This is a genomic window from Deinococcus apachensis DSM 19763 (genome assembly GCF_000381345.1).
GTDB lineage: Bacteria > Deinococcota > Deinococci > Deinococcales > Deinococcaceae > Deinococcus > Deinococcus apachensis.
The window spans coordinates 69,043-82,171 of sequence record NZ_KB906407.1; the positions used below are offsets into that span (position 1 = coordinate 69,043).

Here is a 13,129-nt window from a genome sequence, read left to right on the forward strand (position 1 = left end):
AAAGTCAAGGAAGGAATTAGGGGCGGGGCTCAGGCCTTCCCCCTTTACGCTGGGAGGACATGAGCGCCGAACCCCCCCTCAGCCACGCGGCCCTTCTGCGGGTCCTCGGGTCGGACTACGGCCTTGAGCTGGACATGGTGACGTTCCTGCCCGGGGGGACGGCTCCCGCCTACCGGGCTGAAGGACCGAGCGGCCACTTTTTCGTCAAGGTGCTGCCGGAGACGGCCTACGGGGCCGAGGTCAAAGAGCGAATTTCCGCAGAGGTGCCGCTCCTGCGGGCGCTGCGGGAGTCGGGCGTGCTTCCCCTGGTGCCCTCTCCCCTGCCGACCCGGTCAGGAAACGATCTCTCCCGTGTGGAGGACTACTCACTCGTCGTCCACGAGTGGATCGAGGCAAGCAACCTGGGGGCGGATTGGACGGCGGCGCTGGGCGAACTCGCGCCCCTTCTCGGCCGCCTGCACGCCGGGACGGAGGCGATCAAAGCGGCTGTTCAGCGCCTGCCGGTGCCCCCGGAGGACTTCGGTCTGCCCTTCCAGGAGGGGCTGCGGCGTGACCTGAAGCTTTTGCGGGGGAGCCTACCCGATGCGAGGGCTGGCGTTCGCGCCCTCCGCGACCTCCTCCTGCCGTATGAAAACGTTCTCCAGCTTCTCCTCGAACGGGCACAATCCTTCCAGGCGGCAGCCCGCTCCCGTCCCCACTCCCTCGTCGTGTGCCACACGGACGCGCACGGCGGGAACGTGATGCGGGATGCGGCTGGCGCCCTCTGGATCATCGACTGGGAGACGGCCCGGCTCGCGCCGCCCGAGCACGACCTGTGGATGCTGCACGCGCGGTTGCCGGAAGTCCTGCCTGCCTACGAAGCGGCGGCAGGCCGAAGTGCGGACCTCGACCCCGACGTGCTGGGCTTTTACTTCTGCCGCCGTGCGCTGGAGGACCTCGCCCTGGACGTGAACATGATCCTGCACCAGAACACCCGGCCCGAGCAGGACGAGGCCAACCTCACGGTCCTGGAGCGGTACGTCCTCCCCAGCGTGGCGCAGACGGAGGAGGAGCTGGCGCGGTTGCTGACGGCCCTGGAGGGGCGCTGACCCGCTACAGCCCCCCCCGGGGATTCACGTCCACCCGGACCCGCGCCTTCCACGAGCGGTCGAGGGTGGAGAGCAGTTGCGCCAGGCGCTTGTCGTCGCGGGCGCGCAGCAGGAGGTGGTAGGGGTACACGCCGCGCAGGCGGGCGACCGGGCTGGGGGCGGGACCCAGCACCTCCCCGGTGGTCGCCCCCGCCCCGTGCAGGGCCTCGAAGACCTCCTGCGCGGCCACCTTCGCGCGCACGGGGTCGCGGGCGGCGACCTCGACCTGCGCGAGGCGGGCGTGCGGCGGGTAGCCCAGCGCGGCGCGAGCGCGCTCCTCGGCGGCGGGGTAGGCGAGGGCGTCGCGGCCCTCGACCATCACCTTGAGCGCGGGGTGGTCGGCCTGGAAGGTCTGCACGACGAGCAGGGGGGCGCGGTCGGGGTGCCACTCGCCGAGCTGACGCAGCAGACGGTGATAGCGCTCGGAGGCGCGGAAGTCGGAGATATTGAGCCAGGTGTCGGCCAGGGTGACGCCGATCAGGGCGAGGTTGGGGGGCGCCTCCTGCGAGAGGAGAAGCTGGGTGCCCACGACCACGCCGCTCTCCCCGGCGTACAGGGGGGACAGGTCGTCCTGGCGGTCGCGGTCGCAGCGGTAGACGGGCAGGCCGGGGGCGAGCTTCTCGACTGTCTGGGCGATCCATTCCGTGCCGGGGCCGCGCGCCTTCCACATCCGCTCGCCGCAGCGGTCGCAGCGGTCGGGGATGCTCTCGTGGTAGCCGCACTGGTGGCAGGTGAGTTGCCGCGTCTCCTGATGAAACCGCAGCGGCACGTCGCAGTTACGGCACCCCGGCGTGTGTTCGCAGCTCGGGCAGCGCAGCAGGGCCGAGTACCCCCGCCGGGGCGCGAGGAGGGCCGCTTGCCTTCCGCGCTCCTGCACCTGCCGCAGCAGCCGCGCGAGGTCGTGGCTGACCGGATACCCCAGGTCCCCGGGGGTGAGGTGGACGCCCGACAGCGGGCCGAGTTCCGGCTGCTCGGGGGGGTTGGCGTAGTCCACCACGTGGACCCGGGCGCGGGGTGGGGGCAGCACGGCGCCGGGCAACGGGACACTCTCGGCGGCGGGGGCACTGCCAATCAGGGCGAGCGTGGCTCCCTGCCTGGAGGCCACCCGCGCGGCCACGTCCGGGATGAAGGCCTGCGACCCAGCCGGGAGCTTGTACGCGTCGCTGCCCTCCTCGAGCACGACGACCAGGGCGGGGTCGGCGAGGGGCGCGGCCAGGGCGAGGTAGCTCCCGATCACCAATCGCGCCCGGTCCGAACGGACGAGCCCCCAGGCGTACTCCCGCTGCACCTCGTTCAGCCCACCGCTGATCTGGACGGCGCGGGTGCCCGCTGTGGCGGCGAGACCGCTCAGCCCCTCCCAGGCACGGCGCAGCGTCGCGTGGTCGGGCGCGAGGACCAGGACGCCCCGTCCCTGCGCGAGCAGCCGGAGGAGGCGCGGCGCCAGGGTGCGAAAGCGCGAGGCGGGCCGCCCGCCGTGCAACCGCCACGCGGGGACTTCCGGCAGGCGGTCGGGTTCGGAGGTGGTCCAGGGCGTCCCCGACTCGGGCATCGGGGGCGGGGGTGCAGGTTCCTGCACCGTGGCCGCCCAGCCCCGTGCCGCCAGCGTCCCCGCCTGCGTGGGCGAGAGGGGCACCCCGTCCGCCGTCGCGCCGTTCGCCCAGGCACTGAGCGACTCGACCGGGCCGTTCGCCCGCAGCCACTCCCAGGCGGGGGGTGGGGGGGCGTCCTCGGCCACGTAGCCAGCGCCGCCCACGTTCAGCACGCCCGAGACCACCCCGGCGCTCACGCCCACCCCGCGTGCCCAGGCGCTCAGGCTGTCCTGCGGGCCATGCTCGGCGAGCCACGTCCAGGCGACCCGGCCCTTGGGCGTGAGGGTGGCGGGGGCTTCCGGGGCGGCACGCAGCATGGTCACCTGGCGGGCGGCGGCGGGAACAGCGGCGAGCGGGCGCGCCCGCACCACACCGCGCGTTCGGGGCACTGGCCGGAACGCCTCCTCCAGCAGACCCTGCTCACGGATGGCGTCCAGCAGAGCGGGGGAAAACCCCGCCGCATCCGTCCAGCCCGGCCCCGGCACCCGGCGGGCGAAGGCACCCAGGTCAGCCCCCTCCACGGCCCGGACCCGGTGTTCGTACCGCACGCTCCAACCCACGCCCAGGAGGTCCCCCCAGACGAGTCCGGCGGGCAGGCGGGCGTCCCGCGCCCAGGCGGTGACGGCCTCCACGGTAGCGGGAGGCACCCACGGCCCCTCCTCGTCGTCGAGGACGTGGACGACCTCACGCAGGCGGTGGGCGCCGTGGGGGTCCCCCTCGCCCACGACCAGACCCACGGTAAGGTCGCCCCGCCAGGGGACCAGGACCCGGCAACCCAGTGGCACCGCGCCCCCGCGGCCGTGCGGCGCGGCGTAGTCGAGCGCCGGGACGGGCAGGGGCACCACCACCCGCCAGGGCACCGGGAAGGGGGAGGAGCCGGGCGGGGTCACGCGCCCGAAGCTAGCGCAAGCGGGGCGGCGCTGGGGGTGGGGCGCGTGCCAAAGTCCAGCCCCGGCAGGCCATACTGACCCATGTTGAGAATCGGGTCCATCGTGTGGGGCGTGCGGGACGTGCCACGGGCCGTGGGTGTGCCGCGCTCAACTACCGCCCGCGCGAGGAGCCGGAGGCCGACTGGGCGGTGCTCGTGCCGCGGGCGGGTGCGGGCGTGCAGCTTGCCCTTAAACTCGTCACGTCGGAGGCGAAGACGCACCGCAGGCACCACCTCGACCTCTACGCCGGAAACCAGGCGGCGGAGGTTGAGCGGCTGCTGGGGCTCGGTGCCGAGCGGGTGGAGTGGCGTTACGAGCCGGGAGCGGATTACGTCGTCCTCGCCGATCCTGACGGCAACCGTTTCTGTGTAGTGCAGAAGGCTGAGTAGACGGGCGACTGGACGGCTGAGGTGCTGGGGCCGCGGGCGTATTACCCTGGCCCCCGTGACTGTTGCGCCCACCGCCTCCACCCCGCCCTCTCCCGTTCGTGCAGGTCTGGGGCTGGCCCTGCTGGCGGCCGTGGGCTTCGGTACGCTGGGGGTGTGGGGCAAGCTCGCAGCGCAGGTGGGGCTGGACCCCTTCGCGGCGCTCGCCTGGCGTTTCGGGCTGGTCGCCCTGATCCTGCTTCCGCTGACGGGCCGGGGTCTGAGCTGGCGGCAGCGCGGGCCGCTGCTGGCGGTGGGTCTGCTCTACACCGTGGCGACGACCTGCTACTTCGCGGCGCTGGACCGCATCACGGCGGGCACGACGAGCCTGCTGCTCTACCTCGCGCCCGCGTTCGTGATCCTGTTCGGGTGGCTGCTGGGGCGGAGACCGGATGCCCCCCGTCTGGTCGCTGTGGCCTTGGCCGCCCTCGGGCTGGGGCTGGTCATCGGGATTCCGGGGGCGGGCGACCGCGACCCGCTGGGCCTGGGGCTGGCGGCGGGGGCGGGGGCGCTCTACGCCGCGTATCTGCTCGCCTCGGAGCGCTGGCTGTCCGGCGTGGCACCGCTGGCCTCGACGGGGCACATGGCGCTGGTCGGCGGCCTGTCCTTCGCGGCCCTCTCGGCAGGCCGGGGCACACTGCACGTCCCCACCACACCCGAGCAGTGGGGCGTCATCCTCGGCATGGCGGCGCTCGCCACGCTGGTCGCCGTTCCCGCCCTGTATGGGGCCATCGCGCGGCTGGGGGCAGCCCGCGCCAGCCTGATCGGCACGCTGGAGCCGCTGTTCACGGTGCTGCTCGCGGCGCTGATCCTCGCCGAGCCCCTGCGGATGGGCGTGCTGCTGGGCGGGGCGCTGATCCTGGCGGGCGCGGTGCTGGCGCAGCGGAGGTCGTGAAACCCCCTCCCGCTGCGCCACATGGCGGACGAAGGAGCCCGGCGCCGTCCGTACACTGAGCCATGACCTCGACGGCACCGAACGGCTGGCGGACCTTCCTCACCCTGTGGGGTACTCAGTCCCTCAGCGTTGTGGGCAGCGCCCTGTCGTACTTCGCCATCACGATCTACCTCACGACGACGCTCTACCCGGACCCGGGGCAGAAAGCGAGCCTCGCCTTCGCGCTCTCGGCGGTGGCGCTCGCGGGGGCGCTGCCCGCCATCTTCGGCGCCCCGGTCGCGGGCGCGTGGGCCGACCGGCACGACCGCAAGCGGGTGATGTTCACCTGCGACCTGGGCAGTGCGCTCGTGAGCCTCGCGCTCGGCCTGCTCGTGATCCTGGGCGCCCTGCCGCTGTGGGTCCTCGTGCCGCTCGTCGCGCTGAGTTCATTTCTGGGCTCCTTTCACGGAGCGGCCTTCGACACGAGCTACGCGGTTCTCGTCCCGCCGGAGCGCCTGCCACGCGCCAACGGCATGATGCAGACGCTGTGGACGCTCTCCGGCCTGCTCGCGCCCGGCCTCGCCGCCTTCCTGATCGCCCTGCCCGCACTGCTGGGCCAGCGGGGCATTGAGGTGCCCTTTCTGCAAAACGGTACGGCGCTCGTCTTCCTGCTCGACGGGCTGACGTTCCTGGTGGCGGGGTTCGTGCTGTGGCGGCTGCATATCCCCACCCCGAAACGCACGGACGCCGTACCCAAAAGCCTGCTGTCGGATGTCGGCTTCGGCTTCCGGTACATCCTGGCGCGCAGGCCGCTGCTGTGGCTGCTGGGCACCTTCAGCGTCGCCAACTTTGTCGGGGCGCCCCTCGGCGTGTTCGAGCCCCTGATCGTGAAGTTCACCCTCGGGCCGGACTGGCAGGCGCGGGGCCTCACCTTCGAGGCGGCCCTCGCCCTCCTCGCCACGGTGGGGGGCGTCGGTGGCGTGCTGGGGGGACTGTTCATCTCGTCGTGGGGAGGGCTGAAAGAGCGGCGTGTCCTGGGCGTCCTCGTGCCGATGATCCTGGGGGGATTCGCCCTGGTCGCCTTCGCCTTCTCGCGCAACCTCTACCTCAGCGCGGCCCTTCTTGGCCTGAACTTCTTCACCATCCCGGTCCTGAACGCGCACTCCCAGGCGATCTGGCAGACGCAGGTGCCGCCCGAGATGCAGGGGCGCGTGTTCAGCGTGCGCCGCCTGATCGCGCAGTGTACCGGCCCCTTCGCCACCTTCCTGGCGGGCATCGCGGGCGGCCTCTTTCCCCCGGCGAGCATCCTGCTCGTCCTTGGCATTGCCCAGATCGCGTTCTGCATGGCGCAACTCTTCAACCCGTACCTGCGCCGCGTCGAGGACCGGGCGTGGCTGGAAGAACTGGCAACCCAGCGCGCCGCCACCTGAGGGGATGAGCGGGGAGCCCCTGCCTCTTTCCCCCGTCCGGCCTTATTCTGAACCCGGTTCAATAAGGAGGCGGGATGAGGGGACTCGGGCGGCTGGGACGGGGCTTGTTGTGGGTGGTGCTGCTGGTGCTGATGGCGGCCTTGGGGGGGGTGGTGTGGCTGAAGGCCACCTCCAATCCCCGGGTGAGCGGGACGATGACCCTGCCGGGCCTGTCGGGGCCAGTGACGATCACGCGCGATGCCTGGGGCGTGCCGCACATCCGGGCGCAGGCGTCAGATGAGGACGCGATGTTCGCCCTGGGCCTCGTCCACTGGCAGGACCGGGCGTGGCAGATGGACTTTCAGCGCCGCGTGTCGCAGGGGCGGCTCGCCGAGGTGCTGGGTGAAGCCGCTCTTCCACAGGACCGTTTTCTGCGAACCTGGGGCTTTTACCGCGCCGCGCAGTCGGCCCTCCCCGCCCTCTCGGAACGGTCGCGCCGGATGGTGCGGGCCTACACGGCGGGCGTGAATGCCGGAATGAGCCAGGGCAAGGTCGCCCCTGAGTTCCGCATCCTGGGCTACACCCCCGAACCATGGACAGACGTGGACTCCATCGCCTGGAGCAAGCTGATGGCCTACGACCTGGGCGGCAACTACGACGACGAACTGCTGGGCACCCGCGTCCTGAAACGCCTGGGCAAGGGCGGGCTGGACGAGGTCATGCCCCCCTATCCCCAGGACGGGCCGACCATCCTCAGCCGGGACGAGCTGGGGCTGGGCGCGCGGGCCGGGGAGACGGACACGCCCCGGGCCATCCTCCCCGACGCCACCCTGAGCGCCCTGCAAGCCCACCTCGACGCCGCCCGTACCCTCGGGATGGATCGGGTGCCGGGCAAAGGGAGCAACGACTGGGTGATCGGCGGCAAACGCACCGCGAGCGGCAAGCCCATCCTGGCCGACGACCCCCACCTCGCCCTGTCCAGCCCGATGCTGTGGTATCTGGCTGACGTGCGGGGGCCGACCCTGCGCGCCATCGGCGCCTCCATCCCCGGCCTGCCCGGCATCGTGATCGGGCGCAACGACCGTCTGGCCTGGGGCGTGACGAACATGAACCCCGACGTGCAGGACCTCTACATCGAGCCTGCAACGGCCAAGCTGACCACGCGCACCGAGGTCATCAAGGTGAAGGGCGGCCGAGACGTGCGCCTCGCTGTCCGCGAGAGCGCCCACGGCCCCATCGTGAGCGACGTGGGCGCGGGCGACCTGGGGCCGCGCGTGGCGTTGAAGTGGACGGCGCTGCAACCCGGCGACACGACGTTTGACGCCTTCCTCGGCCTGAACTACGCCAGGAACTGGGGGGACTTCACGGCGGCGCTTGAGAAGTACGTCGCCCCCAGCCAGAACTTCGTGTACGCCGACGTAGACGGCAACACCGGTTACTACGCCCCCGGCCGCGTCCCCATCCGGCGGGGCTGGGACGGCTCGCTGCCCGTGCCCGGCGACGGCTCGCACGAGTGGACGGGGTACATCCCCTTCGCCCGGCTGCCCCACACCTACAACCCTGCCGATGGGCTGGTCGTCACCGCGAACAACAAGGTCGTGCCGGGCGGCTACCCCTACAATCTCGCCAACATCCGCAACTGGGCCGAGCCGTACCGCGCCGAGCGCATCACTGACCTGCTAAGCGCCCAGCCCACCGGCCTGACGCTGGACGACGTGAAGCGGGTTCAGCTCGACACGGTCAGCCTGGTGTGGCGCGACCTGAAGCCTCTGCTGCTCACGACCCGGCCCGAGGGGGACCTCAGCCGCCGCGCCCTGGAAATGCTGCGCGGCTGGGACGGCAACCAGACCACCACCAGCGTGCCCAGCACCATCTTCGAGGCGTGGCTTGCCGAACTTCAGGCGATGGCGCAGGACGAGCTGGGGGACGGCACCCGCCTGAACAGCCTGGCGGTGCGAAACCAGCTCCGGCAGGGCGGCGAGCTGTGCCGCGACGAGGCGGACGGGCAGCAGGACTGCGCGGGCGAGTTGCGCTCCAGCCTGGGACGCGCCGTGGAGAAGCTCGCCGCCCGCCTCGGCCCCAACCCAGCGGATTGGACGTACGGTAAGGTCCACACGGTCGCCAGCAACCACCGCGCCTTTGGGGGCGTAAAGGCCCTCGCCTGGCTCTTCAACCACTCCACGCCCACCAACGGCGGCACCAACACGGTCAACGTCGCCCGCCCCGACCCCGACACCATGCGGCAGACCCACGGTCCCAGCTACCGCCAGATCGTGGACCTCTCGAACATGAACCGCAGCGTGTACGTGGGCAGCCTGGGTCAGGGCGGCAACCCCCTGGGCGAGCATGTGACCGACCAGCAGACCCTCTGGTCGGCGGGCCAGTACCTCCCCATGAGCACTGACGAGGGGGACTGGGGTAAAACCCGGACGCTGACGTTGAATCCGGGGCGGTAAGGAGGGGGAGGGGGGAGAGGCGAGTGCAGGGAGGTTGCGGGCTCGCCTCTATTTATTTCGGCCCTTTTGGCTTAACACGACTCTTAGGGGCTTTACCGGGCACCCCCTCCGTATCCGATCTGCCCCACCCCCCTCCCAACCTCCCCCGCACAGGGGGAGGAACGACGCAAAAGCTCCAGCTTTTCAAAACCGTCTCTTGTGGACGGCCCATTCCCACCATCGGCTGGCTCTCGCACGGCCTTCACCCCGCCTTGCTCGCGCAGCGAGACGCTGGGCACGCGGCTTGAAGCACAAGAAGATCAAACATTGCGCGTAGAGAAAGGCGACCACGGGCGCAGCGGGCAGGCCCTTTGCCTAGCGCGGCGCCACTCCCCCCAGCCCACGGCGGGGGCTGGGGGGGTGGGGGCAAACCGTAGCAGGATCCCTGCCCCTACCCCCCCTCCCCCTGAAGCGTCAGCACCAGCCGCCGCCCGCCCCCCTCCTCCCGGTGCTCGCACAGATAGATGCCCTGCCACGTCCCCAACGCCAGCCGCCCTTCCCTCACTGGCAGCGTGAGCGACGGTCCGAGCAGGCTGGCCTTGACATGCGCCGCCATGTCGTCCGGCCCCTCCAACGTGTGTTCGAACTCCCGCCACCCATCCGGGACGAGGTGGTTGAAAAACCGCTCGAAGTCGCGCCGCACATCCGGCGAGGCGTTCTCGTTCAGTGCCAGGCTGGCGGAGGTGTGCGCGATGAAGACGTGGAGCAGGCCCACTCTCACCCGCGCGAATTCTGGGACGGCCCCTACCACCTCCCGGGTGATGAGGTGAAAGCCGCGCGGAAAGGGCCTGAGCCGCAGGTCGTGTTGTGCCCACATGGGGATAGGGTACGGGCCTCACCCCGCCGTTTAACTGGTGGGGAACAGGATGGCGTATGACGAACTCTCCTTCCCGACGCTTCGACGCCCGGCGGGCCACAGGTCGGCTGCTGCTCCTGACCGGGAGCCTGGTGGGCGGCCTGACCGTGTACTGGCTCACGCCCAGGGCCGCCGCATCCTCGCAGAGCGTGGCTTCCACTTCGGCAGACGCCGCGCAGGACCAGTGGGCGGCGGGCAATGGCGACTTCGGTGGGAACGGGTGGACCGCGCCCGACTCCCCATACCCGCCGGGGGATCAGCAGGACTTCCGGCCTTCTTTCAGTGGGCAGCCGTCACAGGCGCCGCAGGGCTGGACGAGGGGGTCGTGATGCCCTCCCCCGATAGACCCGACCTCACGATCCGGGCGTTGGGTACTCAGGTCCGGGCGTGGGGAGCCGGGGCCTTCGAGGCGCTGGCCGAGGTGCGGCGGCTGGAACGGCTCCTCACCCGCTTCACGCCGTCCCCGCTGACCCGCCTGAACGGGGCGGGGGAACTGCGGGACCCGCCCGCCGAACTGGTGGAGGCCCTGCGGCACGCCCTGACGGTCGCTCAGGAGACACGGGGGTGGGTCACGCCGACCGTCCTCCCCGCACTGGAAGTCGCCGGGTACAGGCAGGGGCCGGGAGACGGGCGGGGCGGGGACGCGGTGCTGGTCCCGGACACGGCGGGCATCGTGGTCCGTGACGAGATCATCCGCCTCCCACCGGGCGTGCGCCTTGACCTCGGCGGCACGGCCAAGGGCTGGATCGCCGGGCGGGCGGGCCGCCTGCTGCGCGGCCCCGGGCTGGTGGACGCCGGGGGGGACCTGCACCTGAGGCTGGACCGTCCCGGGACCGTGGGGATCGAGACGCCCACGGGCACGCCCGCCTTCGTGGAGCTGCCCCGGGGCGAGCATGGCGTGGCGACGAGCAGTGTCCTCCGCCGGGCCTGGCCGGGGGGACACCACCTGATCGACCCGCACACAGGCGCCCCAGCCCACACCCGCTTCGTCCAGGTCACCGCCGTCACGGGGGACGTGCGAACCGCCGAGACGCTCGCCAAGCTGGCCCTGCTCGGTGCCGATGAGGTGCTGGAGGAACACCTGGCGGCCCAGCCGGGAGCGCGGCTGCTGGCCTACGAGGCGAGCGGCGCGACGTGGACATGGGAGGGGCAGACCTGGGGGAGGTGGGCCGCGTGACGCCCCGCACCGGAGGACCCGTCCGGGAGAATGCCCTGCTCGACGACCCACGCAACACCCTGATCACCGCCGCGCTCCTGTTCGCCTTCTCCGCGGCCTACGTCCTGTGCTGGCTGGGTATGGGGCCGCAGACCCTGGCCTGGACGCTGAACCGGGCGACCGGCACCGCCGCGTACCTGCTGCTGGCGCTCACGACCGCCACAGGTGCCCTGCTGGGCAGCCGCTCGGCCCCCCGCTGGCTCACCCGGGCGCAGCAGGGCGGGTGGCACGGCGTGGCCTCGGGCTTCGCACTCGCCCTGGGTGGGCTGCACGGGTTGCTGCTCACGGTGGACGCGCAGTATCCGCAGCGGCTGACGGCGGTGCTGATCCCCGGGGCGAGCACCGTCCACCCCTCCCGGTCGCGCTGGGCACGCTGGGGGGGTACGGCCTGCTCCTCGTCGTGGTCAGCACCCGACTGCGGCCCCGGCTGTCCCCCCAGGTCTGGAAGGGGCTGCACCTGACGGCCTACCCCGCATTTGTCCTCCTGACCCTGCACGGGATGGGGGCGGGCAGCGATCACCTCGGGGGGCTGTACGGGGTGAGCGTGGCGGCGGTGCTCTTCACCTTCGGCCTGCGCCTGCTGGACGAACGTGCCCGGCGGCGCGCGTAGGGCAGCCCTCACCCTCCGACCTTAGCCTGCTCCCCACCCCATGCGACGCCTTCTCATGCCCACCCTGTTGACTGCCCTCATGACCGGTCCCGCTACCGCCCTCTCGACCGTCACGCTGCCACTCCGGGTGCCGCTGACCGGGGTGCAGGAGGCCGCGAACGCCCGGGTGCCTGCCGAGTTCGCCCGCCTGGACGAGACGCGGGACTTCCTGGGCGGCCTGCTGAGCGTGAAGCTCACCGGGACGGTCACCCGCACCGGGCACGTCAGCGTGAAGCCCGCCCCCGAGGGGGACGCCCTGATCGTGAGCGTGCCCATCCGCGCGAGCTTCCGGGCCGCTCCGACGGGGCTGGGGGCGTTCCTGACGCGGGATTTCGGTGGCGCCGCGACCGTGAGCCTGAAGGTCCGGCCCTTCGTCACCCCCGAGTGGGAGGCGGGGGCGCAGGTGACCGGGGAGGCGACCTGGACCGACCCCCTCAGCCTGGAACTCAAGCCGGGCGTCCCAGTGAGTGTGCAGGCCCTGGTAGACAGTCAGGTGCGCGCCCAGCTCGACCGGGTGGCGGCGGAGGTGGCGCGGGCGGTGCGCGAGGGGGCCGACCTGCGGGCACGGGCCGGAACCCTGTGGGCGCGGGCACAGCAACCCTGGACGCTCCCCACCCCCGACCCCGCCTACGCCCGGGTGACGCCCCGCGGCCTGACCGTCAGCCCCTTCCGCTTCACTCCAGAGGCGCTGGGGCTGACGGTGGGGGCGGCGTTCGACCTGTCGGCGGGCCTGGGCCGCGCACCCACACAGGCTCCGGTGCCCCTTCCCGCCCTGAAGGTCGCCGCGCCCTCTTCCCCGGGTGTGGACCTGAGCGTGCCCGTGCGCCTGCCGTACCCCGAACTCTCGAAGGCGGCCACCCGCGCGGCCACCGAGCGTCCCCTGACGCTGCCCGTGCCCCTCTCCCCCACCCTGCGTGTGACGGACGTGGCCGTGAAGCCCCGGGGAGGAAAGCTGAACGCCGCTATCACTGTCACCATCTCCGGGCCTCTCGGCCTGAGCGTGCGCGCGACCTCGGACGTGACGGGCACGCCAACGCTCGACCCCTCGGGCCGAGTTCTCACCCTGAGCGGCGTGACGGTGAGTACCCGCCGCGAGGGGCTGACGGGGCGCGTGATCGGCTGGCTGGCCGACGCCCGCGCGCAGGCCTACCTCGCCCGGGCCGCCCGCTTCGATCTTGCTGGACGGTTGGCCGAGGCCCAAAGGCAGATGCAGTCCCGGCTGCCCTTCACGCCCGCCCCCGGGGTGGAACTGGCGGGAACGGTCGGCCCGCTCCGGCTGACCGCTCTCAATGTCACGCCCGACGCCCTGATCGTCACGGCGGCGGTGAGCGGGGAGCTGCGGGCAAAGGTGGAGGTGGAGAAAATCAGGTGAGGGGAACAGCACTGGTCGGAGGCGTCCTGGTGACCTCCGAATAGCCAAGTTCCGAGAGTCCGCGCTGAGACGGAATCTTGTGCTCCTCCTCCTTGAGGAGGGAGGCTGGGACTGGTACAGCTCCGCAAATGAACGGGCACGCTCTGCGGCGCGGCCGAATCCCGACACCCCGCAGAACGTACCGAACT

The 13,129-nt window shown here is 71.9% G+C and carries 12 protein-coding genes; 10 read left to right on the forward strand and 2 right to left on the reverse strand.

The window, feature by feature from the left end; all coding sequences use genetic code 11:
- Window positions 1-59 precede the first annotated feature (59 nt).
- A complete protein-coding gene (locus tag F784_RS0114410) occupies window positions 60-1,088 on the forward strand; it encodes an aminoglycoside phosphotransferase family protein (RefSeq protein WP_019587434.1) in 1,029 nt (342 codons plus the stop codon).
- A 4-nt stretch (window positions 1,089-1,092) separates the two neighbouring features.
- Here F784_RS0114410 and F784_RS0114415 read toward each other — a convergent pair whose 3' ends face one another.
- A complete protein-coding gene (locus tag F784_RS0114415; protein ID WP_026332491.1) occupies window positions 1,093-3,606 on the reverse strand; it encodes a primosomal protein N' family DNA-binding protein in 2,514 nt (837 codons plus the stop codon).
- 104 nt (window positions 3,607-3,710) lie between these two features.
- Here F784_RS0114415 and F784_RS23230 point away from each other — a divergent pair, with 104 nt between their 5' ends.
- The 4 genes from F784_RS23230 to F784_RS0114435 all read left to right on the forward strand — a co-directional run bounded on the left by F784_RS23230 (window position 3,711) and on the right by F784_RS0114435 (window position 8,809).
- Window positions 3,711-4,034 carry a VOC family protein gene (locus F784_RS23230; protein ID WP_019587436.1) on the forward strand — a complete coding sequence of 108 codons (324 nt, stop codon included), beginning with the start codon at window positions 3,711-3,713 and terminating at the stop codon, window positions 4,032-4,034.
- Between the two features lie 55 nt (window positions 4,035-4,089).
- Complete coding sequence (locus tag F784_RS0114425) at window positions 4,090-4,965, forward strand: DMT family transporter (RefSeq protein WP_019587437.1); 876 nt, start codon at window positions 4,090-4,092, stop codon at window positions 4,963-4,965.
- Window positions 4,966-5,027: 62 nt separating this feature from the next.
- Window positions 5,028-6,374, forward strand: a complete 1,347-nt coding sequence (locus F784_RS0114430) for an MFS transporter (RefSeq protein ID WP_019587438.1) — start codon at window positions 5,028-5,030, stop codon at window positions 6,372-6,374.
- Window positions 6,375-6,448: 74 nt separating this feature from the next.
- Entirely contained in the window at window positions 6,449-8,809 is a 2,361-nt protein-coding gene (locus F784_RS0114435) for a penicillin acylase family protein (protein WP_019587439.1), read from the forward strand.
- 430 nt (window positions 8,810-9,239) lie between these two features.
- On the opposite strand, the gene F784_RS0114440 is transcribed toward F784_RS0114435, so the two are convergent.
- Window positions 9,240-9,665, reverse strand: coding sequence for a secondary thiamine-phosphate synthase enzyme YjbQ (locus F784_RS0114440; protein WP_019587440.1), 426 nt, complete (start codon window positions 9,663-9,665; stop codon window positions 9,240-9,242).
- 56 nt (window positions 9,666-9,721) lie between these two features.
- Between F784_RS0114440 and F784_RS26630 the strand changes: the two genes are divergently transcribed.
- From F784_RS26630 to F784_RS0114465, 5 genes are read left to right on the forward strand one after another with little or no spacing between them, the layout of a single operon-like run.
- Window positions 9,722-10,033, forward strand: a complete 312-nt coding sequence (locus F784_RS26630) for a hypothetical protein (RefSeq protein ID WP_019587441.1) — start codon at window positions 9,722-9,724, stop codon at window positions 10,031-10,033.
- Complete coding sequence (locus F784_RS24655) at window positions 10,033-10,881, forward strand: FAD:protein FMN transferase (RefSeq protein ID WP_019587442.1); 849 nt, start codon at window positions 10,033-10,035, stop codon at window positions 10,879-10,881. Before F784_RS26630 ends, F784_RS24655 begins: the two co-directional genes overlap by 1 nt.
- Window positions 10,878-11,381 (forward strand): hypothetical protein, encoded by a 504-nt coding sequence (locus F784_RS0114455; protein ID WP_157465271.1) that lies wholly within the window; start codon window positions 10,878-10,880, stop codon window positions 11,379-11,381. The genes F784_RS24655 and F784_RS0114455 overlap by 4 nt, the downstream gene beginning before the upstream one ends.
- Entirely contained in the window at window positions 11,321-11,530 is a 210-nt protein-coding gene (locus F784_RS0114460) for a hypothetical protein (protein ID WP_019587444.1), read from the forward strand. The genes F784_RS0114455 and F784_RS0114460 overlap by 61 nt, the downstream gene beginning before the upstream one ends.
- A 55-nt stretch (window positions 11,531-11,585) precedes the next feature.
- Window positions 11,586-12,941, forward strand: coding sequence for a DUF4403 family protein (locus tag F784_RS0114465; protein WP_019587445.1), 1,356 nt, complete (start codon window positions 11,586-11,588; stop codon window positions 12,939-12,941).
- Window positions 12,942-13,129 lie beyond the last annotated feature (188 nt).

Coding starts and splice junctions, on each gene's coding strand:
- F784_RS0114430 (WP_019587438.1), top strand. CDS start 5,028: ATGACCTCGACGGCACCGAACGGCTGGCGGACCTTCCTCACCCTGTGG.
- F784_RS0114465 (WP_019587445.1), top strand. CDS start 11,586: ATGCCCACCCTGTTGACTGCCCTCATGACCGGTCCCGCTACCGCCCTC.
- F784_RS0114410 (WP_019587434.1), top strand. CDS start 60: ATGAGCGCCGAACCCCCCCTCAGCCACGCGGCCCTTCTGCGGGTCCTC.
- F784_RS26630 (WP_019587441.1), top strand. CDS start 9,722: ATGACGAACTCTCCTTCCCGACGCTTCGACGCCCGGCGGGCCACAGGT.
- F784_RS0114435 (WP_019587439.1), top strand. CDS start 6,449: ATGAGGGGACTCGGGCGGCTGGGACGGGGCTTGTTGTGGGTGGTGCTG.
- F784_RS24655 (WP_019587442.1), top strand. CDS start 10,033: ATGCCCTCCCCCGATAGACCCGACCTCACGATCCGGGCGTTGGGTACT.
- F784_RS0114440 (WP_019587440.1), bottom strand. CDS start 9,665: ATGTGGGCACAACACGACCTGCGGCTCAGGCCCTTTCCGCGCGGCTTT.